The organism is Ignavibacteriota bacterium (assembly GCA_016218045.1).
Lineage (GTDB): Bacteria > Bacteroidota > Ignavibacteria > SZUA-365 > SZUA-365 > JACRFB01.
The window spans coordinates 38,335-63,333 of the sequence record JACRFB010000004.1 but is presented as its reverse complement, the minus strand read 5'-3'; the positions used below and the strand labels follow the sequence as shown (position 1 = coordinate 63,333).

Below are 24,999 nucleotides of genomic sequence, written 5' to 3'. Positions count from 1 at the left end.
CCTCTTGCATTCACAAACCTCGGCCTGTGGATACGGTTTTACCCTTCACACTCTTGTGTTTCAAAGGGTATTCGAGTACTTTTCTTCGGGATTCCGTGCTGCTCAGCAGTGTGTTGAACGAACGGGTAACGGAGAGTGTATGAGATCGGGTTTGGTTGTGAAACTGATGTGTGTGCTGCTCACGACACTCGGCATGAGTGTGCGCGCGGGGCTACCGGAGAATCAGGCCATGAACCATACAAATGCGTCGATGAATGTGACGGAGGCCAGGCTTGGGAGCACGCGGCTGCCGGTGTTTACTCTCGAATGTTGGATCCGCGACAGCGCGCGTGTTGTACTTGCCGCGCGCGATCTGCCCGCCGCCAATGGGACGGACTGGAGTCTCGTATACAACTGGTCGAATCAGTGTCTCGAATTTATGACGCAGGAGAATGGCGGCCCCGACATCTACATTTACTCCCCTGCGAATTCGCTCACGCCGTTTACGTGGCAACATATCGCAATCGTCGTCAACGGTCCTGCCGGCCGGATCAAAGGATATATCAACGGCGCGGAAGTGATGAGTGCCTCATTTCCCGCGCGTTCGTTTGATGCCAACGTCGCGCTCTCGTGGGGTGGGTATTCGGGCGGCGGTGGCGCCGGACGGGGTCGGATCGATGAGTGCAGGTATTGGAGCATTGAACGAACGCAGCAGCAGATTGTGAATGCGAAGGATTCATCTCTGCGATACAGCGATCGAAACGGCCTTGTCGGCTACTGGCCCTTTTGCGGGGATTTCACAGATCAGTCGGGAAATGGCAATCACGGAATTCCACGCGGAGCGACGCTCGTGCCGGCGCCTGAACTGACGGGTATCGGATGTTGCATGACCGGGATTGTACCGCCACCCACGATCGGGGTCATCGGCTCGCGCAGTCTCTGCGTGGGGGATAGCGCCGTGCTTGATGCTGGAGGCGGTTATGCGGCGTATCGTTGGTCCACGGGTGACACAACACGCAGGATAACCGTCCGCCGCGCCGGGGTGTATCAGGTAGTGGTGTATGATACCTCTGGCTGCACCGGAGCCGATACAGTCGCGATCTATGAGTTACTGCAACTTGTGCCGCGCATCAATGGGCCGGAGGTTTTCTGTGCTCAACAAACGGTTTGTCTCGAGACTGATACTGTGTACGCGTCGTACAGGTGGTCCACCGGTGACACAACCCGGAGAATCTGTGTCACGCAGGAAGGCCGATACACTGTTGATGTTACCAACGGGAACGGCTGTGCCGGGACGGCGGTCTTTTACCTCAGGCGTCATACAAATCAACTGACGATATCGGGCAACCTCACCCTGTGTCTGGGGGATTCGACACTCCTTGTTGCAAAGGCCGGGTATGCATCATACCGCTGGTCGACCGGGGATACAACCATGGGTATCGTGCGGCGGACAACGGGTATGGTGTCCGTATTCGCACGCACGTCTTATGGGTGTGTCGATACTGCATCGGCCTACATCGTCCGGGCCGGCACCGGTGCACGGATCACTTCCTCGTCGCTTGTCCTCTGTGCGAGTGACAGTGTCACTCTCACCGCCCACCCTGCACCCGCATCCTATCGATGGTCGACAGGAGAAAGCACGCGCGCAATTACCGTCCATGCTCCGGGCTCCTATTCGGTAATCGTCGACGACGGATCGGGCTGCCGCGACTCGGTCGCCGTGCTTGTGACACGTAACACAAAATCCGGACCGCGCCTGGGTGGATCCTATATCCTCTGTGATCGCGGCGTATTCGGTCTTGATGCGGGCTCGGGGTATGCGCACTACCTATGGTCGACCGGGGACACGACTCGCGCCATCCTGGTCAATCGCACCGGTCGGTATTCGCTGCGCGTGATAGATAGCAACGGATGTGTGTACGTGGATTCGTGTACGGTAGTCGCCGGTCAGGCACCAACGCCTGTTATCAGTGGTAGAAGTGTTTTTTGTGCGGGCGATTCGACAATCCTGGATGTTGGTGCGGGATATGTATCGTGTGTGTGGTCGACAGGTGACACAGGCCGCTCGCTGCGCGTGACCAAGTCGGGATTGTATTCAGTGACTGTTCGCAATGCCAATGGTTGCGAAGGCACTGTATCGGTGCTTGTGAAGGTGGGCGGTGCAAACGCCTCGATTCAGGGGCGTGTGTACTTGTGCAACGACACGACTCAGCTCACGGTGTACCCGGCCTTTACGTCGTATCGCTGGTCCACCGGTGATACCTCGCGTGTACTTCGTGTGCATCGGCCCGGCCTCTATTCTGTGCTTGTCACGGATTCACTCGGGTGTTCGGCCACGGTGCAGACACTTGTGCAGGATCTCCCGCGACTTGTCCCCACAGTACAGGGATCCGGGTATCTCTGCGCCGGCGACAGCGCCGACCTTCGTGTACGCGAAGACGCTGATACGTACCTCTGGTCAACCGGTGATACAACTCGCGCGATACGTATCGGTGCGCCCGGCACCTACACCGTGAGAGTGAGCAAGACGGGATATTGCGACGGATTTTCGACAATAGTTGTGAGGTTTGCCGAAAAGCCCGTGCCGAGTATTTCGGGGCGAAAGAGGGTGTGCAGCGGCGACACTACCACGTATGTGACGGTGTCGGCGGGTGGCATTACCCGCCAATGGCGCGTCGTGGGAGGTGTTGTGCTTGGTCCGGCTGCGGATGACAGCGTCATTGTGCATTGGAACTCGCCTGGAGACAGACGCCTTGTGCTGCTTGAAGTGAATGATACAACCGGGTGTCGCGATTCGCTCGAGTTTGGAGTTACTGTAATCGCCGCGCCATCGCCGCGGATCAGTCCCACTGGAGACGTGACACTGTGTGAAGGGGATTCTCTTCTGCTCGATGCGGGAAGCGGACTCGCCGGATACATGTGGTCCGACGGTCGGACCAGCAGTCGTATTGTCGTTCGCGAGAGTGGGGTGTATTCTGTCACTGTTACTGATTCTTCGGGTTGCACGGGAACGAGTGAGTCTGTCCGTGTCCGTGTCACGGCCGCTCCGCATATACATATTCAAGGCCCCGGCAGCGTCTGCCGCAATTCACGCGTGCAGTATGTGGTTCAGACAGGCGATTCCGTCGAAGTCACATGGATCGCGACAGGTGGAACTATCGCTGGACCGACCGATTCCTCCGCAGTTACTGTGGTGCACCCGACGGTGGGCGTGTATAGAATCATAGCGATCGCACGAAAGCAGGGCTGTTCATTTTCGGACACGCTCGATGTTGTTGTTGCGGATGAAGCGCGGGCCGTGATCACCGCTGTTCCATCAACACGTTTCTGCGCGGGTGAGACGGTGCTGCTCGACGCGGGCGCGGGATATGCTGTGTATGAATGGCATGACGGTACGGGCCGTGTGCTCGGGTCCGCACGGACGCTGAGTACACGAAACGCCGGACGGATTTTCCTCCGTGTTGTCAGTCCCGATTCCTGCCGTGCGTCGGCGGACGTTGAACTGACTATGTATCCTGCACCAGTGGTACAGATCGGAGGTACCCCAGGTTTCTGCATTGGTGACAGCACAAAACTCGATGGCGGGCAGGAGTTTGTCTCCTGGCGATGGTCCGATGGCAGCACCGGAAGATTTCTTACCGTCAAGTCTCCCGGCCTCTATTCTGTCACCGTCACGGATTCGAACGGCTGTACAGGGACAGGAGCTGTCATCGTTGTGCGCTATGCAATTCCGTCGGGGGGACAGATCATCATTCGTGGTGACACGTTATTTGCGCCGGCTGCGGCGTCGTATCAATGGTATTACCGGGGTCAAGTTATTCCTGGCGCAACATCGCGTATTCAACGCGCCGTAGGGGAGGGTGTTCACGAAGTGTATTTCAAGGATGGAAATGGTTGCACATCTGTGCGGAGCGCGGACTGGACCGCCGGTGACATTCTCGTGGAAATCCCGGCTCTCGAAGCTGCGCCGGGCGAACGTATCGACATTCCTGTCTTCCTTCGAACGACTCAGCAGCTCTCGTCTTTCGGTGTCACCGGCTATATCGCGGAGATACGATTTGACGCGGGGCTATTGAGGCCCGTTGATGGCAGGTCTGTCCATGCCGTACATGGCACCCAGCGTTATGTGTCGCTGCTACAGAACAATTCAATTTTTGCTATCCCATTGGCCGTCATCCCGTGTACCGCCATGCTGGGCAGCATCGATACGACGGCATTGATCATCGAGAAGTTCGATTTCACTGGACGCGATCTTCGCGTCCGCCGTAGTCATGGCACATTCCGTCTGAAGATTTGCCGCGAAGGCGGCGCACGCCTCTTTGAAGGCGATTCGGCCACGGTGCGAATCGTGCGCGTTGCACCGAATCCGTTTAACGCCAGTACGAGCATCGAGTACGAGGTGATAGAGCGCGGTGCAACGAAATTGTCCGTTATCGATCTGCTCGGCCGACGTGTGGCGACCTTGGTTGACGGACCCGTGGAACCGGGCAGACACCGTGTGGTATTCGATGCGTCGGCTCTCGCATCCGGCTCGTACGCGCTTGTTCTCGAGACACCTGCACACCGGCGTATTCGGCTGATCCAACTGGATAAATAAAACCCGGTGGGCTACACGTGCACCTGCGGGCATCAGCCGGAATCGGAGACGCGGGGCAGGTTCGGTAACACTCCCGTCCGTAGCTTTAATGCGGCAGCGCCGTGCGCTGCGTGCAATCGAACATGTCGCAGCAGGTGTGGCAGACCCGTTTGTGGGAGTGGAACGAGAGCAGAGAGATGTCGGGCGAAAGGAAACCGTCGCCCGGCAATTCCTCGCGCAGCAGATCGGTGCTGAGATATTTCTTGTTGTCGTCAGCGAACACGGTGGCCACCACCGCGGCGCCGCCCAAGGCATTCTGCGCCATGACCGCGGCGATGAAGTTCGCACCCGAGCTGATGCCCACCGCTAGACCGAGCTGCGCGGCGAGCTTCTGTGCCATCAGAATCGCGTCACCGTCGTGTACGCTTATCACGTCGTCAAGCTCGTCGAGTTTGACGATGGATGGAATGAACTCGTCCGATATGCCCTGTATGCGGTGTTTGCCGATCTTGTGACCCGTGGTCAGCGTGGGCGATTCGGCCGGCTGCATCGGATGGATCTTTGCGAGCGGATTCATCGCTTTCAGATATCGGCCCACACCCATGATGGTGCCGCCTGTCCCCACACCCGCCACAAAGGCATCAGGCACAAGTCCGAGGAAATCGAGCTGCGACCAGATCTCCGGTCCTGTTGTGAGTTCATGTGCCGCCACATTTGCCTCGTTCGAGAACTGGCAGGGCAGGAACACGTTGCCGTCGGTCGCGGCCAGTTCCTCGGTCAAGCGGATGCTGCCGAGAAAACCGCCCTGTTCGCGTGTCACCGGCATGATCTTCGCGCCCAGGCTCTGAATCACGTCCACACGCTCGCGGCTCATCCAATCCGGCATGAATATCACGACGGGATGCCCGAGTGCGCGTCCAAGCGCTGCAAACGAAATCCCGGTGTTGCCGCTCGTCGCTTCGGCGATCACCATGCCCGGGACAAGTGATCCGCTGTCGGCCGCCTGCTGAAGGATGTGGTAGGCCATGCGGTCCTTGATGCTCCCCGTCAGGTTCACATGTTCGGCCTTCACGTAAATCGTTCTCTCCTCGCCCTTGTACAGGAAGCCGATGGCGAGAAGCGGCGTGTTGCCGATGATGTGGCGGAGCGTGGAGAAACGTGCAAGTTCCGCGAGTCTTTGCTCGGGCGTGGCGACGAGATTCATGCGGTTTCCGGGTAGGAAATGGGGGGAGGGAAGTCGGCGGCGCTTCGGCCGTTCGAGTGGGACCGAAAATAGAGAACTCGATGACACGAATCAATAATCAACACGGCAGCACGGCCCGGGGGCGGGAATGAAATTCCTGCACATCGGCCTCATTTTCCTGTTTTCCCCCCTGCGGCATGGTGCGAACTTGTGTGCGAGAGAATAGCCATGAAGTACGATACCTAATGACCAGACCACAGATCACCACACGACTCCAAAGGACGGTGGCCGTTGCCGCCGCATTGCTCATTCACGTCCTGCTCTTTGTCCCGAGCAACGTTACCTTCGGCGTGGTGTCGGGACTCTTCCTCCTTATACCCGCGGCCCTCGCGGGATGGTGGTTCGGCATCAGGGGAGGACTGCTTGCCGGTTTTATCGGCGTGGGTATTCACGCCGCGCTGGCCATCTTTGGCGCACACGCGGTGCCGCCCGACGTCCTGCACCTCATACCGGTTTTTGCCCTTCTGCCCACGGCGGGTCTTGCGGCGGGCATGTTCCGCGATGCGCGAGAACAGGCCGACAAAAATAAGGCCTTGCTCGCCCTCGAAGAGGCGGCCTTCGCCGAGGAGCGCGCCTCCTGGCGCCTCACCGAGACAGCGTTGCGCGAAATCGAGCGCGAATACTTCTCGATGATCAGCCATACGCACGACGGTATCGCGGTGCTGAAGGGTGTCGCGATCGACTTCAGCAATCAGGCCTTTCGCGATCTTGTGGGCCATGCGGGCGCGGACGATGTGCGCGGACTTGACCTTCGCGATCTGCTCGCGCCTGCAAGCCGCATCGAACTCGATGCGCATATGTCGAATGTTCCCGACGGCACTGCGCGTATTCCGCGCTTCGAAGCCGAAATCTCGCGCGCCGACGGAAGCTGCGCCGCGATTGAAATCACGATCACACCCTTTGTGTTCCGTGAACAGAGCTGCTATCTCGCCGTGCTGCGCAACATCACTGAACGGCGTTCGGCTGAACTCGCGACCGCGCGGTCGCTATCGCTGCTGCAGGCTACGCTCGATTCCATCAAAGAGGGGATTCTTGCCCTCGACGAACAGGGTCAAATCGCCTCGAGCAACAATCGTTTTGCGGAGATATGGGCGATTCCGCCATCGTTGATCGCAGAGGGCGCCGCACAGGATGTGCGTGATGCGATGGAGGATCGTTGCACCGACGCGCAGGCCTTCCGCGGCAGCATCGACGCGGCCGACCGCGACGCCGGGGCACGCACGCAGGACTACGTGTTCCTGAAAGATGGACGCATCCTCGAACGCCATTCCATGCCGCAGATATTACACGGCGCGCGCACAGGCCGCGTATGGAGCTTCCGCGACATCACAAACGAGTTCCGCGCCGCCGAGGAATTGCGCATCTCCTCCGAATCCATGCGGAAAATCGTCGAGTCCATCGACGACGGAATCCTTGTGCTCGACGCGCGTGATGCCATTCTCGACGTGAGTGGCCGCGCCCTCGCGCTGTTCGGCATCGGCACGCGTGATGTGCTGCTGGGACAGAATCTGATGGACTACGTGCACACGGCCGACCGCGCGCGTATCGGCGTCATGCTTGAAAGCGCCTGGGCCAGCGGCACCACCGAGACCGCCTGCACGTTGCTGCATATCGGTGAATTGCATGGGCTCCATGTGGAATTCTCGGCGACAGTACTCGGCGGGAGCACGGCCGAGGAGGCGACGCTTCTGCTCCGACTCCGCGATCTCCGCGAGACACGCCGCCGCGAGGCGCAATTCCGCGCCGCTGCCCTCCGTGCCGATGCCTACGATCGTATTCTGGCCTGCGGGAAAAGCATCGGACTCGTATGGCGTGACGATGCCGTCCGCACGGTGGAACTTGTCACACGCAACATCTCCCAGTTGGGCTATACCACCGAGGAATTCACGGGAAGCGACGGCGGGTATATCGCCATGGTGCATCCCGACGACGCATCGCTGCTGAAATTCGAACAGACTGACACAAAACATCCGGGCGGAACACACGAATTAGAATATCGCCTCTGCGGCAAGGACGGTGTGTACCGGTGGGTACGAGAGACGTCGTGGATGCGTCCCGCGTCAGAGGGCACAGGCGATTGTATCGAAGGGAGTATCGTGGAAGTGGGGCTTCCGCGCGCACTGGCCGGAGCGCCACGCCAGGCATTTTTGCGGCCGCATACGGATCGCACGCGCTTCAACAGGGAAATGCCCGGCTGACGCGCTTCTGCTTCATGACGATCCGATTTTTCTTCTCACATCTGCACCTTCTTCGACCGATGGTACCGCCGGAAACGGCGGCATCGATCCGCGCACATTTCCGCCGCTCCACGTGGGCGGGTACGTTTCAATACGAAATGTGAGGAAAAGTGAATTGGTCTTGCCGATGTCACTCGATTTTTCTACGTTTCCCGCAGTCAGAACCTCGTTATTTCCTTTTCCACCAGATACGGAGCCATTATGAAATCCGGTATGTACTTGGCGCTGGCCGCAGTCTTGCTTCTTGCGGCCTGCAGCGACGACACACGCCCGACCAGTCCGCTAAGCGCCCCCGCGGGCGGCCAGGGCCCGACCTTTGCGAAATCGGGCAGTGAGTTCGATCTCACCGACCGATATATCGTGGTGTTCAAACAGTCGATCGGCAATCCCGACGCGATGGCCGACGAACTGATCCGGACCCACGGAGGAAAAATCCATCTGCGCTACCGCTACGCCCTGAAGGGTTTCTCCGCGACTCTTCCCGCGCAGGCGCTCGAGGGTATTCGCCGTAATCCGAACGTCGAGTACGTGGAAGCCGACGCCATCATGTCGGTGAACGGCACGCAGACGAGTCCGCCGAGCTGGGGTCTCGACCGTGTGGATCAGAACGCCTTGCCCTTGAATCAGACGTACAACTATCCGAACGACGGTTCGAATGTGGACGTGTACATCATCGACACGGGCATCCGTCCCGACCATCAGGAATTCAGCGGACGTGTGCAGTCGGGCTACGACTTCATCGACAACGATGCCAACACCGCCGACTGCCACGGCCACGGCACACACGTCGCCGGCACAGTGGGCGGCACCACCGTGGGCATTGCGAAGAATGTGAATCTGATCGGTGTGCGTGTACTCGACTGCAACGGCAGCGGACTCAACAGCCAGGTGATTGCCGGCGTCGATTGGGTGACGGCGAATCACAGCGGACCATCGGTAGCGAACATGTCGCTGGGCGGCGGGTATTCCAGCGCGCTCAACACTGCGGTTGCGAATTCGATTTCCTCGGGTGTGGTGTACGCGGTGGCCGCGGGCAACAGCAACGCCGTGGCCTGCAACTATTCGCCCGCGAGTGTTGCATCGGCGATCACGGTTGGCGCGACTACGAGCAGCGACGCGCGTTCCTCGTTCTCGAATTACGGCAGTTGTGTCGATATCTTCGCGCCCGGCTCCAGCATCTATTCGTCCACCATGACGGGCACCAACACCTACGCCTCGTGGAACGGCACCTCGATGGCTACGCCGCATGTGGCCGGTGTGGCGGCGTTGTATCTCAGCGCCAATCCCAGCGCCACGGTCACGCAGGTTGTGAGCGCCATCGTGAACGGCGCGACAAACGGCGTGCTCACGGGCATCGGCACCGGCTCGCCGAACAAACTTCTGTACAATCAGATCACCGGCACGCCGCCTCCCCCCGCGGCTCCTGCGGCACCGAGCAATCTCACCGCCACGGCCGCGTCGGCAACGGCGATCAATCTGCAGTGGACCGACAATTCCACCGATGAGGACCGCTTCTACATCGAGCGTTCCACGACCAGCGCGACCACAGGTTTCTCGGCTCTAACAGATGTAGCGGCGAACACCACGTCGTATTCGAACACCGGTCTCGCGCAGGGCACGACGTTCTGGTATCGCGTGCGCGCGGGAAATGCCAACGGCTACTCGTCGTGGACCACCGTCGCGTCGGCCACCACAAAGCGTGAAGTGCACGAGCAGGATCTGTCGATCTCGGCCCGGCGTCAGAACGGCGGTTGGTATGGCGATCTCACCGTGACCGTGCACAACGCGTCGAATCAGCCGCAGTCGGGTGTCACCGTCTCCGTCTCGTGGAGCGGTGGTGCAAACGGCAGCCGCAGCGCAACCACCAACAGCGCGGGCCAGTGTGTGATCAGCACCAACAAGCTGAAGAACACCGTGGGCAGCATCACCATGTCTGTCACGAATCTCAGCGGCAGCGGCTTCATCTACCTCAGCTCCGCCAACACGCACAATCCGCCGCAGCTTTCGGTGAACCGGCCCTGATGCGGAGGATGCTGGTAGATAGGTAGGTGGTAGATGGTAGATAGGTAGAAAGTAGAAAGTAGAAAGTAGAAAGTCGTAGACCTCTCCTGCTGTCAAAAACCCTCCCCCGCGCGGTGTGTTGCACCGGCGGGGGAGGTTGTATTTATGGTAATAAATCTCTGCCGGGTTGGCACACGCACCATCACAAGAGAAACTCACTCGCTGAAATTTGCATTTCTCCGATCCATGCCGTATACTTGTAATCTGATCGCGGGGTGGAGCAATTGGTAGCTCGTCGGGCTCATAACCCGAAGGTTCTAGGTTCAAGTCCTAGCCCCGCTACAAGAAAAGACCCCTGGCATCCCCAGGGGTCTTTGCATCGTGCACCGGAAGGGGCTGATACTGTACGCTTGAAGGTCATGTACATAACTTACGTGTTGATCAGCGATGAAGGATTCCACTACACGGGATCTACCGAGGATCTCGAACTTCGGCTCCAACGCCATCGTGAACACACGACGCATTTCACGAAGAAGGGCACGAACTGGCGTGTGATCTATACCGTTGCATCTCTCGCATGAACGGCGTATGATGCCTCAACCAGTGGCACGCATACGCGATTCAACGATGACGCCGAAGTATGGTACTCGCCCGAATAATGACGCTCATGCACCGAACGAACGTCCCTATCATTGCCTTTCTTCTCGTGCTCTGTGCAGGGTGCCAGGACGAGAGTCCGACCGCTCCTTGCGAATGCGCTTCAGTGGACATCGGCTTGCAGTACCTGGAAGTGGGAGATTTTTCCGAAGGGCTCGCCGTTATACGGAAGCTGGACGGCAACTACGGCGTGATCGACACGACTGGAACGCTGCTCTACACAACGCCGTACACGTTCTATCTCTGGTCAGGACGTTACACGGGCGGTGACTGCTTTCATCACGGGGTTGTTGTGTGTCACACCGGATCGCTCGATGCGAGTGCCCAGGTACTGTACGGCATCATGGACAAGGATGGCAAAACAGTGCTGGCGCCCTCTTTCCATTATATCGGAGGATTCAGTGAAGGTGTGGCTGTCGCGAAGCCGAGCAAGAGCGGCAAATATGGTTTCATCGACGTCGCGGGGAACTGGATCGTTCAGCCGCGATTTTCCTCGGCGTGGGACTTCTCGGAGAACCTCGCGTGCGTCGCCGATGACAGCGCCAGAATCGGCTACATCGATAGAAACGGATCGTTGATCATCCCGACGATCTACAAGGAGGGTGGATCGTTCTCAGAAGGTCTAGCTCCAGTGCGTTCCTTCGACGGCACCTGGAAGTACATCGATGCTGCAGGGAGGACAGTGCTTAACATGGACAGTCTCGGCACGCGGGGCACATGCAGGCAGTTCTCCGAAGGCCTGGCCGCGGTTTGCCGCTTCGGTTCGACGTGGCCGTGTTTTATCGACAGGAACGGACGCACTGTCATTTCGGATATCGCACCGTACGTTGGTGATTTCCACGACGGGATTGCAGCAAAACATTGGGCCGGTGTTGAAAGCGTGGGCTATATTAATCGAAGTGGAACAGCACTGTTCGGGTTCGACTCCGGGCGTGATTTCGTCAATGGGTACGCGTCGGTCGGAATGATGTGCGTTTGCGACGGTTCATGGATAAATCGCGGTATTATTGACCGGACAGGGAACATCGTGGTACCGATGAAGTACTACAGTGTTGGAAGCTATTCTGGTGGATTTCTCGCGATCCATACCGGTCATCGTGCCGGACATATCAATCTTCAGGGAGTCATTCTCGGTACACATCCCTGAAGCCTGAAATCGGGGGCACGCCGTCTCTCCGAAGCGAACAGCCGTACTCCCGAATCTGGGCTCGTCACGCAGGATATCTACTGTTTTTCAGAAGCACCTCCGCTCACGACGATTTACCCCTTGCGTCCCTCTCTGAAATTCTTGCGTGTTTGATATAAACGTTCGGTGAATCCTCCTTCGGTGGTAAACGCTTGTGCCTGAGCCGCAATCTGACGATCCAACAGCGAACAGGCCACTGCAAGAAGTGTCAGTGCGGCATTGGCGGCTATTTCCGGCATGGGCGCAACTGTAACGGGCTCAGGCCTGGTGGACTTGCTGGACGAGATGGAGGATGATCCCGATGAACGGGGGTCTGCACCATCTATCATCATCTCCGAAGGAGTGCATGCCTGCTCTTCGGCTCGTCCATGTTGTCCATTGTGTCCATGCGAGTACAACGACACATCACGCTGCCTCTCATAGAGTTGTTTGGCCCACCGAGCAACATCGTCAGCGCTTTGAGGACGCGCGGCAATCAGTGAAGCTCGTCGTTGATCGTTCCGACCCCACTGTGCGAGCCGCCTCTGACGAAGGAAATCCTCATAATCTCGGCGCAGCTCCTCGAGACTTGCGCGTGCAACGCTTGTGAGCTTCATCTCCATCTTTTTCGATGTGCCGCTCACCTGACTTCCTTCGGCAATGTTTTGCGTACCGGACCTTGCTGCCTGCACCATTTGATCGTGTGTTCTGCTGCGGGTGTTGATGTATCTGTCACAGAAGCGGACAGTGAGATCGTACACCAATTGCGCGAGCTGAAAACTTTTCAGCTTCCGATAGCCGCCGTGTAAGGGAATGAGGGATTCATCCATGGTGGAAACCCATCGTATGAAATATGTGTCATCATGACGAACCGCTCCAATCGGTTCGTAGCGACAATGTACCACTCTGGAAAATTATATACGAGTGATCGGTGCCTGGTACGCAGCGTTCAATGAACAACATAGCCCGACCGCGCTCTTTCAAATGGAGGAAGCAGTGGGCGCATAATAAAAAAGCGCCCCGGAGGGCGCTGTAAAACAGGTACCGCGATACACGTGCAGCGGATCAGAGACCTTTAAACCGTCTCCAGCGCAGAAGCTGCTCGCGTGTAAGCAGATTCATGATGGCCTGGTTCGCGCGTGTTTCAAGCTGCGCAAGGGCGCGGCGCAACGCCACAGGATCGTTCTGCAGACGGCGCATGAGCTGCGCCTGCGTCTCGTACTTCTTCTTCAGAATGTCGGCGATGGCAAGCTGCTGACGCGGCGTGAGCGACAGGAGGCGTGTAAGCTGCTGGACCTCGAGGCGCACGCGCTGATCGATTCTTTCATCGGTCACGGCCACATCGGCGCCGCTCGACGTCTGATCGGTCGAGATCATAAATTCGGGTGCGGGCGACTGCGAGGCGGCCGGATCGACCGGCGCTTCGGTGTTGCACGCGCTGAACAGGAGGGCGACGAAAAACAGCATTACAACGTGCTTCATGCGGGTCCTCTTCGAAATGAAACGTGAATGGGGGGCGTGTGTCGACACACGTGCCATGGATCTTGATGTAATATATACAGAAGTAAGATTAAGACAAATAATGGAGAAAATATTTATTTGTCCCCGTCACATACCGGATTCACTTTGAAGAACCGCGCAGTGCTCGATGTGCGGACTTCAAGATTCAGCGGACCCAACAAAACGCAGCGTGACCTTCACAACTTCCGGAGTGTTTCCGATACGCATGGGTGGTCCCCAGAAACCCGCGCCGCTCGACACGTACACGTGTGTGCGACCAAGGAGGCGGTAGCCCCACGATACCTCGAAGATTTTTTGTGTGATCCAATGGAAAGGCCAGAGCTGCCCGTGATGCGTGTGCCCGGATAGTTGGAGATCCACACCCGCCTCCACCGCCTCACTCAGTCGGAAGGGCTGGTGATCCATCAGCACAAGCGGCAGTGTGTGATCGACATCGCGGAGCAACTCCACGAGGGACGCGCGGCCGCGCCCCGCGAACTGGCGAACACTGCGGTCTTCGCGACCCGCGAGAGTGAACAGGCCGCCCGGCAGCACGCACGAGTCGCGCAACACGGTGATCCCGTGTTCCTCGAGATACGCAACGGAGGCGTCGGCCCCTCCGATGAATTCGTGATTACCCGTCACCGCGTACACACCGTGACGCGCGCGGATCGTGCGCAGCATTTCGCCGAGATTGTTCTCGACCACCGGACGCAGATCCTCGTCGATCACATCGCCCGGCAAAAGCACGCAGTCGGCCTCGATGCCGTTGATACACTCCACGATTCTCGCAGGACGCCTGTGACTGATCACCGTTCCCAGATGGATATCACTCGCCACTGCGAACACGATCGAAGGTAGTGACGACTTCTTCTGCACGTCAAGCGTCAGGGTTGTGATATGCGGACTGCGCGCGTTCCACCAACCATACACAACGAGACCTGCGGCCAGCACATGTATCACGAGAAACAGCGACAGGGGTGTTATCGTTGAACGCAGAAATTCCGGCGGCTGAAGAGAGGCAAGATCCATCACCAGGCCGATCACATCGACACACAGCCACAGGAGAAGGAGATAGATCATCGCGCCGAGCCACAGCGATCCGATATGAACAAGGACACTCGTCAGTCGTCCGTACATGACACGTTCGAGCACACGTCCCGCGAGGTACGCCCATGCGCAAACGGTAAAGATCACTGTGTACCACGTACGCGCCTGTGGATAGTCTGCAAACGCCGCCGCGCCCTTCGTGTACAGATACCACTGCAGGGCGGCGAAGATCAGAATCACTATGCCGAAGAATATCAGGAATTGTTTTTTCATGGACTACACGCCGCGGTACAAGCCGCCGTCCACCAGCAGTGTTGAGCCCGTGATATACGCGGCCTGATCCGACGCGAGGAAGGCGGCTGTTGCGCCGACTTCGGACGGGCGTCCCAGCCTCCGCATGGGTGTCACAGCGTACAGGGCGGCGCGCTCCTGCTCGGGCGTGCTGCCGTTACGTGCAGCACGGTCTTCGAGCAGATGAGCCAGACGCGCAGTATCCACATAACCCGGCGCAATGTTGTTCACTGTGATTCCCTCGGCGGCCACCTCGTCGGCGAGCGTCTTGGCCATGCCCGTTACGGCGGCGCGGTACGCGTTCGACAACAGCAGGCGCGCTACGGGCTGCCGTACGCTGATCGATGTGATGTTGATGATGCGTCCGAACCGCTGCGCGCGCATGGAAGGCAGCACGCCGCGTATCAAGCGGACGGCGCTCATGAGCGTGCGGTTCCACGCGCGCTCCCAGCTCTCGTCGTCGTGCTCCTCGAAGGAGCCGGGCGCGGGTCCGCCGTTGTTGGTCACGAGCACATCGACGCGGCCCCACATCGACAGCGCCGCGGCCGTAGTATGGGCCACCCCCTCGGGCGTGTCGAGATCTGCGACGATATATTCCGCATCCGTACCATGGGTGGCGCGTAATGCGGCGACGAGATCGGCAAGTACTTCGGCTCTGCGAGCGCACAGGATGAGACGCGCGCCTTCCGCCGCGAGCGATTCCGCAACTGCGCGGCCGAGTCCGTCGCTGGCTCCCGCGATCAGCGCGATTTTTCCGCTGAGACCCAAATTCATACCTTTGTGCTCCTGTGTGAATGTTTTATCCACGCCCGTTGTTTTGATGAGAGGCGCGCGGCGAAATCTAGACAACAAGACGTTTCCGAGAAACACGAATCATGGCCATACTTCCGATTTATACCTACGATGCGCGTGTACTGCGCGAGGAAACCCGCGACGTCGAACGTCCGGACGAAGAGATACAACGCCTGATCAGCGACATGTTCGAGACGATGCGCGCGGCGCGCGGTATCGGACTCGCCGCGAACCAGGTGGGGAGGGGGCATTCGATTTTTGTGATCGATCTCGGCAATCCCTACGAGGACGAGGAGGGAGAGGATGAACAGAACGAGGAGGCGGAGGACGGACCTCTGCTCCCCGGCACGCCGTTTGTCTTCATCAATCCCGAGATAAAAGGATTTGCGGGTGACGACATCGCCTTCGAGGAAGGATGCTTGAGCGTGCCCAATCTGCGCGACGAAGTGATCCGGCCTGAAAGCCTCCTCATTCATTATCGAAACGAGAATTTCGAGGAGATGGAACTCGAAGCAGGCGGCCTGCTGGCGCGTGTCATTCAACACGAATACGATCACCTCCAGGGCATATTTTTTACCGACCGCTTGCGCGGACTCCGCAAGCGCCTCGTTATCCCCGCGCTGCGTAAAATCAAGCGCGGTGATGTCGAGGCCGACTATCCCCTGGCATCCCTGCGCGTGCAGGATATCATCGAATGACCTTCAAAGCGCAGGAGTCATCGAAGACCATCTCCGCCATCGCCCAAGATTTCGAGTCGAATCTGGACTTGAATCCGACAGAGGAAATACAAAAGGCGAGTTCCCCCTCTTTTCAAGAGGGGGCAGGGGGAGTTCCGGCGCTCCGCCTCATCTTCATGGGCACCCCCGACTTTGCGGTGCCCTCGTTGAAAGCCCTCCTGGCCTCGCGGCATACGATAGCCGCTGTGGTGACTGCGCCCGACGAGGCGCGCGGACGCGGCCAGAAAGTGACTCCTACTCCTGTCAAGGTTGTGGCCGAAGCTGCGGGGTTGCCCGTGCTTCAACCAGAATCACTCAAGGATCCCACGTTTGCCACGGCGCTGAGTTCGATTCCGCACGACGTGATTGTTGTTGTCGCCTTCCGCATACTGCCCCCATCGGTCTACACGCTCGCACCACTCGGCGCCTTCAATCTCCACGCATCACTTCTGCCCCTATACCGCGGCGCAGCTCCCATCAATTGGGCTCTGATGAATGGCGAGAGCGAGACGGGAGTGACCACGTTTTTCCTTCAGGAGAAAGTGGATACGGGCGCCATTCTGCGCCAGAGCAGAATCCCGATCGGACCCGATACCAACGCGGGACAATTGCATGACGCGCTGGCGATACTCGGCGCCTCCGAAGTTGTTGAAACCGTGGAGATGATCGCGCGTGGCGACGCACGAGCCCTCCCGCAAAGCGATACGCTCGCGACGCCGGCGCCAAAGATATTCCGCGACACCTGCCGCATCGATTGGGCGCGTGATGCCGCGTCCGTACACAATCATGTGCGGGGACTGAGCCCCTATCCCGCGGCGTGGACCACGCTCAACGGTGAAACCATCAAAGTGTATCAGACCCGCATTGATGCGGCACAGCGTGCGGAACCCGGCTGTGTCACGGCGGACAAGCATCACATTTACGTGTCCTGCGCCGATCGTGATCTCGAGATCCTCGCACTGAAGCAGGAAGGCCGCAAGCTGCTCGAGGCCGACGTCTTCCTGCGCGGCTTCAGCTTCGAGGAAGGCGCGCGCTTCCAGTGAGCGCGCAGCCGGTTATCATAGCGCATCGCGGATACGCGGCGCGCGCACCCGAAAACACGCTCAGTGCCTTTCGCCTCGCGTGCGCCCATCATGCTGCGTGGATAGAACTCGACGTGCAAGCCACACGCGACGGCGTGCCGGTAGTCCTGCACGATACATCCCTGGCGCGCACCACGGCACTCAAGGCGCGTCTTACCGCGGTGGATTACGCCACGGTGCGCACACTCGATGCGGGGTCCTGGTTTTCGCAGGAATACTGCGGGGAGCATGTTCCGCGGCTCGAGGACGTCTTGTCAACCGTTCCTCGCGAGGTGACACTCGATATCGAGATCAAACCATCCGCGGGACGCGGCTCGACCGGTAGGCGGCTCTGCAGAGACGTGCTCGACCTGATCGATACCCACGATCGGATTGGAAGCGCCATCATCACGTCGTTTTCCCTGCCAGTGCTCGAGACCATCCGCGCCCATCACATGCGTGTCCGTCTTGGTCTTCTCGGGCACCGCTCCGTCTTTCGTCCATCACTGATATCGCAGTTGCAGGACGTGCAAGCGACGTTCTATTTTCAGAATGTCCTCACCATGTCGCGCCGGCTCGCAGGTCGACTCGCCGAACATGGCATTGGCAGCGGCGTGTTTACGGCCAATTCGATCCGCGCCTTCGCCCATGCACGGTCATGCGCTGTCGATTACGTCATCACCGACCGACTGGAAGAGGCGCATGCTTTTTTCGAAATATGACCGCTCGTCGGTAGATGGTAGATGGTAGTTGGTAGTTGGTAGACGGTAGTTGGTAGACGGTAGATCGATCTCCAAAGGTCGTGTAAGGAGACAGGATACAGGAGACAGGAGTCATGGATCGTCTCCTGTCTCCTGCCTCCTTACACCGAACAAGGTAGATCCCACATGTCTTATCCTACCATCTACCAACTACCAACTACTATCTACCCATCTACAGCCGCATCACCCCTGCAACAATTTCCGCAACACGCATGGAGGCCGACCCCGAGCCCATAGCCTGACGCACGAGCAGAAGGCGTTCGCGTGTGCAGGCATGAAGGGAAGCGTCTTCAAAAAACGGAGTCACCTGCGTCTCCAACGCTTCGGCGGTGACGTCGTTCTGCAGCAGTTCCGTCGCCACGGTTTCTCCGGCAAGGATGTTCGCCATGCCGATGGTGGACACGTTGATAAGCCGCCTGCCGATTTCGTAATTGAGTCGGCTAGTCTTGTACACGATCACCATCGGCGTGCCGTAGTACGCTGTTTCGACAGTGGCAGTGCCCGACGTGACGATGGCCGCGTGTGCGTGCTGCATCAACTGATGTGTTCGTCCGCGCAGCACGTGTATGCCGGGGTAGCGCGCAAGATGGGGCGCGTAGTACTCGTCCGGCAGATGTGCCGCGCCCACGGCCACACAACATCCCGTGCGTGCCGCGATGCGCGCCCCGGCCTCGGCCATGGGAGGAAGCAGGCGCTCGAGTTCCTGCACGCGTGATCCTGGAAGCAAGGCCAGCACCGGGGCGTCAGGCAGACCTGTCTCGCGTAGAAATTCTGCCCGGTCTATTGAAGGCAATATTTCGAGGAGAGGATGGCCGACAAAAGTGACGGGTATACCGAGCCGTTCGTATATCGATGTCTCGAAGGGAAACACAACCGCCATGTGATCCACGGTCCCGCGCATTTTTCGCGCGCGGTCCTTGCCCCAGGCCCACACCTGCGGACTGATGTAATACACGACCGGCACCCCCGCGGCGCGCGCCTTTTTTGCGAAGCGCAGATTAAATCCCGGATAGTCGATCGGTATCAGCGCCGCGGGCGCGCGCGCTGCAAGCGCCTCGCTGCAACGGCGGAACATCGCGCGTATCGTCCCGATGTTTTTTGCAACCTCGATGAAGCCCATGATCGAGGTCTCGCGAATGTGAAAAATCGCCTCGAAGCCCTCCGCAATCATGCGGTCGCCGCCGATTCCGAAAAACGTGCTGCCGGGGAATCGCGCCTTCAGCGCGCCTATCACCTTCGCCCCGTATTGATCGCCCGACGCCTCGCCGGCGAGCAGCATGAAGGCGTGTGCCATGTTTACCGGATCAGCCAGAGCACAAACACGATGGCACTGGCAAGCACAAATGCCTGTATCGTGCGCTGCTCGGAATGCCAGCCCGCCTTCCAGTCGATCGTGATCACAACCGGGGGGGTGTAGCGCGTGAGGCGGAAAAAGAAGCGCGGCACGGCGCGTACGTAGGCCTCGTATTCCGCGCCGAACTGTCTGCGCAAAAATGCCTCCTCGTCGCGTACGATCAGCGAGTACTGGAACACGAACCAGCACAGCGCGCCGAGCTGCAGCCAGGGAAACAGGGCGTACGACATGACCCCGATGCCCGTGTATATGAGCATGTTGCCGATGTACAGCGGATTGCGCGTGTGCGAAAAAGGGCCGGAGGTGACAAGACGGCTCGCCCCGACACCGCTGCCCGTGACGCGGGTTTCGCTGCCGGCGTACATGACACCCCATGCCCGCAGGCATTCACCCGCACAGGCCACCAGAAAACCTGCGATAAGACTCGCGGGCGTGGGCGTCGCAAAAACGATCATCACGATGACCCAGGGGATTGGGGCGTAGCTGCGGTATTTGAAAAGGAATTGTCCGAGTGTCATGCGTATGCCTGAAAAAGAAACAAACTAACACGATCGGGCCGCTTTGCCAACCGCCGGAGGCGGCGACGGACCAAAGAAGGCAAATGTAGCCCGGGTTGTGTATATTAGCAGATTGTCATTGAATCCGCGACGAACTCCGCGGGACGGTCACCTTCCCATCACGCTGGCATAACCCCTTGGAAAAAAAGACAGAACAAACGCTGAAACGCGGGCGGCTGTTGTATGAAGGCCAATGGAAACGCGTCTTCGAGACGAACAAGCCCGACCAGGTGCTCCTCGAATTCAAATCGGAGTTTCCGCAGCGTGACCGCACCGGTGCCCGAAACGTCAAGGGCAAACCCCGACTCGCTTCGCAGATGGCCGAGCACATCTTTGCGTATCTGCAGAGTTTCCGTATTCCGCATCATTTTATCGCACGGCACGACGAGTCGATGCTTCTCGTCCGCCGCCTCGAAATGATTCCAGTGGCTATTGTTGTGCGAAACATCGCGGCGGGATCACTCTGCGAAAAATACGGCATCTCGGAATCGCGTGAACTCGAATTTCCGATCGTCGAGCTGATGTATCGGAACCGCCTCCTCGACTATCCGATGGTGAACGAGTCGCACGTGCTGGCCTTCGGTGTCTCGACGCCGGAGGAGATCCGCACCATGGTCCGCATCGCCACAAAAACGAATGCCGTCCTGCGCTCGTTCATGGAGCGCCGCCGCATGCGCCTGGCAGATCTTTGGCTCGAATTCGGGCGCGGGAACAAGGACGTTTACCTCGCCGACGCCATCACCCCCGATACGATGCGTATACTTGACAGCGAAACAGGCGACCTCTACGACGGCTCGATCTTTCGCCTCGGCATCGGGGAATTCACCGAGCAATACGTGTCGCTGTACAAACGATTGACCACCTGACGGAGCATCATGGGACTCACCAAATACGGCCTCGATGTCGCGATACCCATTCTTGTGGTGTCGCTGCTCATCATCATCGGCGCCTTCTTTATCTCCAATCTGCCGCTCAAAATCATCTTCCTGGCGCTGGGCGCCTTTGTCTTTCTCTTCACGGCCAATTTTTTCCGCGATCCCGAGCGGACGACTCCCGCGATGGACGACGGTGTCATTTCGCCCGCCGACGGGAAAGTAGTGAGCATCTCCGAAGTTGATGAACCCGCGTTCATCGGGGGCAAGGCCAAACAGGTCTGCATTTTTATGTCGCCGCTGAATGTGCACGTGAACCGTTTCCCGGTGTCGGGCACCGTCGAGTATTTCCGTCATATCGAGGGCAAGTACATGGTGGCCTTCGAGGACAAATCGTCGGAAGTGAACGAGCGCACGCTGATAGGCATCAATACCGGCCGTGAAAAAATCCTCTTCAAACAGATCGCCGGCTTCGTCGCGCGCCGCATCGTGTGTCCGCTTCGAGTGGGCGACACGGCTGTTGTCGGCCGCCGCTTCGGCATGATAAAGTTCGGCTCGCGTGTCGACGTGCTGATGCCGCCCGATGCTGAGGTGCTTGTGTCGCTCGAACAACACGTGACCGCCGGCGAAACCGTGCTCGCGCGGCTTCGCAGGCCCACACCCTGAGCCCGCGAATCCTTTTACCCACTTCCATCGCAACCCCGTGAGAATCCGCCTCAGCAGATCGATCATCCCGAACCTGTTCACGGTGCTGAACATTTTCTTCGGGTTCCTCTGCATCATCAATGCGATGGAGGGACGTTTCCTGCTTGCGGGCATCTACATCTTCTGCTCGGCGATCTGTGACACGCTCGACGGCTTTATGGCGCGTCTGACGCGCTCGGCCAGCGAATTCGGCGTGGAACTCGACTCGCTCGCCGATGTGGTGAGCTTCGGCGCCGCGCCCTCGGTGCTCCTGCACGCGCTGTTTCTGCACGCGTACGGTCCGCTCGGCATGCTTGTCGCCTCGTCACAACTGGTGTTCGGAGCGCTGCGTCTCGCGCGTTTCAACGTGCAGCTTGTGGGATTCAGCAAGGACTATTTTGTCGGCGTGCCCATACCACTGTCGGCGCTCACACTTGTGTCCTACATCATCTGGTTCGGGCCCGAGGCCATCATCGCCGACACGATGTTGCAGCACATATTCATCGGTGTTGTCATTTCTTGCGGACTGCTCATGGTCAGCACCATCCGCTATCCCGTGCTGCCCAAACCCTCGCTGCGATATTTCCGCGAGAAGCCGTTCTCGATCGTTGTGGTGCTCGGCGGACTGACCGTGCTCATCGTCACGCAAGGCCGGGGCCTTCTGTTCATTTTCGGCGGTGTCGTGCTGTCGGGTGTGCTGCTCGCGCTGTGGCGCTTGCTGCGGCGGCCCCGGGTCAGAAGACTCGAACCGCACGACGAGGCCGATTCCAGCGATCCATTTCCCATCGATTCATAATCACGAGACGCGATATGCGATTCAAGACCGTGGTCACCGTCACACTTCGTCCCACCATCCTCGATCCCGAAGGCAAGGCCATCGAGCACGCGCTCGGCGCGCTGGCCATCGGCGCGTTCTCCGGCGTGCGTGTGGGCAAACGCATCGAGATGTTTGTGGACGCGACCGATGCGGACGCGGCCCGGACCGCTGCGGATGAAGCCGCATCGCGCCTTCTCGCCAACACGGTGATGGAGGACTATACGGTCGATATCGTCGAGACGGGAGCCTGACATGGGTGCTGCACGATTCGGTGTCGTCGTGTTCCCCGGCTCGAACTGCGACCACGACGCGTACCATGCCGTGAAACATGTGCTCGGGCAGGACGCGCGGTTTTTGTGGCACAAGGAGTCGGACCTCGGCGACCTCGACGCGGTCATACTACCGGGCGGCTTCTCCTACGGCGATTATCTGCGCTGCGGCGCCATCGCGCGTTTCTCGCCGATCATGCGCGAGGTGGTCGACTTCGCAAAAAGGGGCGGGCGTGTGCTCGGCATCTGCAACGGCTTCCAGATCTTGTGCGAATCGGGTCTGCTTCCCGGCGCGTTGCTGCGGAACGATTCACTCTCGTTTGTGTGCCGCACCGTGCATCTGCGTGTCGAGAATGCACAAACCGACTTCACCAACGCCTTCACCGAAGGCGCGGTACTGCGCATTCCCGTTGCGCACGGGGAGGGAAATTATTATACTGATTCGTCGACCCTCGCCGCGCTCGAAGACAGCGGCCGCGTCGTGTTCCGCTACTGCGACGCGCAGAGCGACACGACGTCCGGCGCGAATCCGAACGGCTCGCTGCACAACATCGCGGGCATCGTCAACGCGGGCGGCAATGTCCTCGGCATGATGCCGCACCCCGAACGCAGCATGGAACACCTGCTCGGATCTGCGGACGGCATCGGCGTCTTCCAATCTCTTGTTACATCAATCGGCGTGGAGACACCCATGCTGCCTCAGGAGTAAACAATGTTCGGCAATATCGGCACCGGCGAAATCATCATTCTCCTCGTGATCATCCTGGTCTTTTTCGGCGCGAAGAAGATCCCGGAACTCGCGCAGGGACTCGGCAAGGGCCTGCGCGAATTCCGCAAGGCGACCAAGGATATTCAGGAAGACATCACGGTCGACGACAAGCGGCTCGACGAGAAGAAGTAAGTCCGCTCCCGCGCGGCTCCCCGGTGAGGCGGAGTCTGCGGATTCGTCAGTATGAACACGTACACCATCGACAGGGAGCGCCTGCTCTCGGGCGGCACCACCTGCGCGCAGCTTTACGCCGAAAGCACAGCCCGCGCCGAAGCTCTGTCACACCTGCACGCGTACCTCGAACAGTATGAGGACAGCGCGGTGCATGCATCGAAAGCCGACGCTTCCTTCGTTTCCTCAAATGCGGCATCGTTGGAAGGAATGCTCGTTGCGGTAAAAGACAACATCAGCGTGCAAGGGAAACGGCTCGGCTGTGCGTCACGGATACTCGAGGGATTCACGGCCCTGTACGATGCAACCGCCATCGCGCGCCTGCGTGCTGCCGGGGCCGTGTTTACAGGGCGGACTAACATGGACGAGTTCGCCATGGGCTCCTCCACCGAAAATTCCGCGTACGGACCGACACACAATCCCCACGATCATTCACGCGTGCCGGGCGGATCCAGTGGTGGTTCGGCCGTCGCAGTCGCGACAGGGATGGCCCATGTCGCGCTCGGGTCGGAGACCGGCGGCTCTGTGCGGCAGCCCGCGGCGTTTACGGGTGTGCTCGGACTCAAACCGACGTACGGACGCGTCTCGCGGCACGGACTTGTCGCCTTTGCCTCGTCCTTGGATCAGATCGGCGTCTTTGCGCGCAGCGCGATGGATGCCGCGCTTGTGCTTGATGCCATCAGCGGACACGATACGCACGACGCCACGACGGCGCAGCGTGCGGCCACGGACGTGGCCCCGTTCCTGGAAACGCGGTATGCCGCGGCCTTGCAGGGCGCGCGCATCGGCATTCCGCGCGAGTGTATGAGCGACGCGCTCGCGCCTTCGATCCGGCGTGCGGTTGAGCGGACCTGCGAAGTATTTCGTTCCGCGGGAGCGGACATTGTGCCGCTATCACTGCCGCGGCTCGAGGACACGATTGCGGTGTACTCCATCATTGCGACTGCCGAGGCCTCCTCGAATCTTGCGCGCTTCGACGGAGCGCGCTATGGTGCGCGTGTGGACGGCGCGCGCTCGGCCGTCGATTCCACCGTGATGTCGCGTGCGGCGGGCTTCGGCGACGAGGTGAAGCGACGCATATTGCTGGGCACATACGCCCTTTCGGCCGGATACTACGAGGCCTATTACCTCAAGGCGCAGCGTGTGCGGCGCCTGCTTCGCGAGGACTTCGATGCCGCATTCAGGGATGTGACGATGCTGCTGACTCCGACCACTCCAAGCACGGCGTTTCGTCTCGGGGAAAAAACGGGCGATCCGCTCGCCATGTACCTGTCGGATCTGTTCACGGCGTCGGTGAACCTCGCCGGGCTTCCGGCGCTCAGTGTCCCTGCAGGCCGCGACGATGCGGGGCTGCCTATCGGTGTGCAGTGTATCGCGCCGGCCTTCGGCGAAGAGATTCTGCTGCTGGTAGCGCGGCTCTGCGAGGAAGCGGGACTCGACGCCTGATGTACATGAGCGGGAGAGCGGGGGAGCCGCG

Annotated in this window: 22 protein-coding genes and 1 tRNA gene; 16 read left to right on the top strand and 7 right to left on the bottom strand. The window is 59.3% G+C overall.

The window, feature by feature from the left end; all coding sequences use genetic code 11:
- Window positions 1-139: 139 nt before the first annotated feature.
- Window positions 140-4,576, top strand: a complete 4,437-nt coding sequence (locus HY962_01525; GenBank protein ID MBI5645584.1) for a hypothetical protein — start codon at window positions 140-142, stop codon at window positions 4,574-4,576.
- 85 nt (window positions 4,577-4,661) lie between these two features.
- On the opposite strand, the gene HY962_01520 is transcribed toward HY962_01525, so the two are convergent.
- Entirely contained in the window at window positions 4,662-5,759 is a 1,098-nt protein-coding gene (locus HY962_01520; GenBank protein ID MBI5645583.1) for a PLP-dependent cysteine synthase family protein, read from the bottom strand.
- Between the two features lie 224 nt (window positions 5,760-5,983).
- Here HY962_01520 and HY962_01515 point away from each other — a divergent pair, with 224 nt between their 5' ends.
- The 5 genes from HY962_01515 to HY962_01495 all read left to right on the top strand — a co-directional run bounded on the left by HY962_01515 (window position 5,984) and on the right by HY962_01495 (window position 11,840).
- Window positions 5,984-7,996, top strand: coding sequence for a PAS domain S-box protein (locus tag HY962_01515; protein MBI5645582.1), 2,013 nt, complete (start codon window positions 5,984-5,986; stop codon window positions 7,994-7,996).
- Window positions 7,997-8,248: 252 nt separating this feature from the next.
- Entirely contained in the window at window positions 8,249-10,057 is a 1,809-nt protein-coding gene (locus tag HY962_01510; GenBank protein ID MBI5645581.1) for a S8 family serine peptidase, read from the top strand.
- A gap of 248 nt (window positions 10,058-10,305) precedes the next feature.
- Window positions 10,306-10,378, top strand: a tRNA-Met gene (locus HY962_01505).
- A gap of 77 nt (window positions 10,379-10,455) precedes the next feature.
- Window positions 10,456-10,617, top strand: a complete 162-nt coding sequence (locus tag HY962_01500; GenBank protein MBI5645580.1) for a GIY-YIG nuclease family protein — start codon at window positions 10,456-10,458, stop codon at window positions 10,615-10,617.
- Window positions 10,618-10,811: 194 nt separating this feature from the next.
- On the top strand, window positions 10,812-11,840 hold the full coding sequence (locus HY962_01495; protein MBI5645579.1) for a WG repeat-containing protein: 1,029 nt from the start codon (window positions 10,812-10,814) through the stop codon (window positions 11,838-11,840).
- A gap of 113 nt (window positions 11,841-11,953) precedes the next feature.
- Here HY962_01495 and HY962_01490 read toward each other — a convergent pair whose 3' ends face one another.
- From HY962_01490 to HY962_01475, 4 genes are all read right to left on the bottom strand, one after another.
- Entirely contained in the window at window positions 11,954-12,688 is a 735-nt protein-coding gene (locus tag HY962_01490; GenBank protein MBI5645578.1) for a four helix bundle protein, read from the bottom strand.
- 235 nt (window positions 12,689-12,923) lie between these two features.
- Window positions 12,924-13,340, bottom strand: coding sequence for a hypothetical protein (locus HY962_01485; GenBank protein MBI5645577.1), 417 nt, complete (start codon window positions 13,338-13,340; stop codon window positions 12,924-12,926).
- Window positions 13,341-13,517: 177 nt separating this feature from the next.
- Entirely contained in the window at window positions 13,518-14,681 is a 1,164-nt protein-coding gene (locus HY962_01480; protein MBI5645576.1) for a metallophosphoesterase, read from the bottom strand.
- A gap of 3 nt (window positions 14,682-14,684) precedes the next feature.
- The gene (locus HY962_01475; protein MBI5645575.1) at window positions 14,685-15,473 is read right to left on the bottom strand and encodes an SDR family oxidoreductase; all 789 of its coding nucleotides are present in this window, start codon (window positions 15,471-15,473) and stop codon (window positions 14,685-14,687) included.
- Window positions 15,474-15,574: 101 nt separating this feature from the next.
- On the opposite strand from HY962_01475, the gene def reads away from it, so the two are divergent.
- From def to HY962_01460, 3 genes are all read left to right on the top strand, one after another.
- Window positions 15,575-16,189 (top strand): peptide deformylase, encoded by a 615-nt coding sequence (gene def / locus HY962_01470; GenBank protein MBI5645574.1) that lies wholly within the window; start codon window positions 15,575-15,577, stop codon window positions 16,187-16,189.
- Between the two features lie 155 nt (window positions 16,190-16,344).
- Window positions 16,345-17,250 carry a methionyl-tRNA formyltransferase gene (locus HY962_01465; GenBank protein ID MBI5645573.1) on the top strand — a complete coding sequence of 302 codons (906 nt, stop codon included), beginning with the start codon at window positions 16,345-16,347 and terminating at the stop codon, window positions 17,248-17,250.
- Complete coding sequence (locus HY962_01460; protein MBI5645572.1) at window positions 17,247-17,990, top strand: glycerophosphodiester phosphodiesterase; 744 nt, start codon at window positions 17,247-17,249, stop codon at window positions 17,988-17,990. The genes HY962_01465 and HY962_01460 overlap by 4 nt, the downstream gene beginning before the upstream one ends.
- Window positions 17,991-18,201: 211 nt before the next feature.
- Here HY962_01460 and lpxB read toward each other — a convergent pair whose 3' ends face one another.
- Complete coding sequence (gene lpxB / locus HY962_01455) at window positions 18,202-19,323, bottom strand: lipid-A-disaccharide synthase (protein MBI5645571.1); 1,122 nt, start codon at window positions 19,321-19,323, stop codon at window positions 18,202-18,204.
- Window positions 19,324-19,325: 2 nt separating this feature from the next.
- Window positions 19,326-19,901, bottom strand: coding sequence for an isoprenylcysteine carboxylmethyltransferase family protein (locus HY962_01450; GenBank protein MBI5645570.1), 576 nt, complete (start codon window positions 19,899-19,901; stop codon window positions 19,326-19,328).
- Between the two features lie 176 nt (window positions 19,902-20,077).
- Between HY962_01450 and HY962_01445 the strand changes: the two genes are divergently transcribed.
- From HY962_01445 to gatA, 7 genes are read left to right on the top strand one after another with little or no spacing between them, the layout of a single operon-like run.
- A complete protein-coding gene (locus HY962_01445; GenBank protein MBI5645569.1) occupies window positions 20,078-20,806 on the top strand; it encodes a phosphoribosylaminoimidazolesuccinocarboxamide synthase in 729 nt (242 codons plus the stop codon).
- Window positions 20,807-20,815: 9 nt separating this feature from the next.
- Window positions 20,816-21,478: a phosphatidylserine decarboxylase family protein gene (locus HY962_01440; protein MBI5645568.1), complete on the top strand. Its 663-nt coding sequence runs from the start codon at window positions 20,816-20,818 to the stop codon at window positions 21,476-21,478.
- Between the two features lie 37 nt (window positions 21,479-21,515).
- Window positions 21,516-22,292 carry a CDP-diacylglycerol--serine O-phosphatidyltransferase gene (gene pssA / locus HY962_01435; GenBank protein MBI5645567.1) on the top strand — a complete coding sequence of 259 codons (777 nt, stop codon included), beginning with the start codon at window positions 21,516-21,518 and terminating at the stop codon, window positions 22,290-22,292.
- A 14-nt stretch (window positions 22,293-22,306) separates the two neighbouring features.
- On the top strand, window positions 22,307-22,564 hold the full coding sequence (gene purS / locus HY962_01430) for a phosphoribosylformylglycinamidine synthase subunit PurS (protein ID MBI5645566.1): 258 nt from the start codon (window positions 22,307-22,309) through the stop codon (window positions 22,562-22,564).
- A gap of 1 nt (window position 22,565) precedes the next feature.
- Window positions 22,566-23,291, top strand: a complete 726-nt coding sequence (gene purQ, locus HY962_01425; GenBank protein ID MBI5645565.1) for a phosphoribosylformylglycinamidine synthase subunit PurQ — start codon at window positions 22,566-22,568, stop codon at window positions 23,289-23,291.
- A 3-nt stretch (window positions 23,292-23,294) separates the two neighbouring features.
- Entirely contained in the window at window positions 23,295-23,483 is a 189-nt protein-coding gene (gene tatA / locus HY962_01420; GenBank protein ID MBI5645564.1) for a twin-arginine translocase TatA/TatE family subunit, read from the top strand.
- Between the two features lie 51 nt (window positions 23,484-23,534).
- Complete coding sequence (gatA, locus tag HY962_01415; GenBank protein MBI5645563.1) at window positions 23,535-24,968, top strand: Asp-tRNA(Asn)/Glu-tRNA(Gln) amidotransferase subunit GatA; 1,434 nt, start codon at window positions 23,535-23,537, stop codon at window positions 24,966-24,968.
- Window positions 24,969-24,999: the final 31 nt, after the last annotated feature.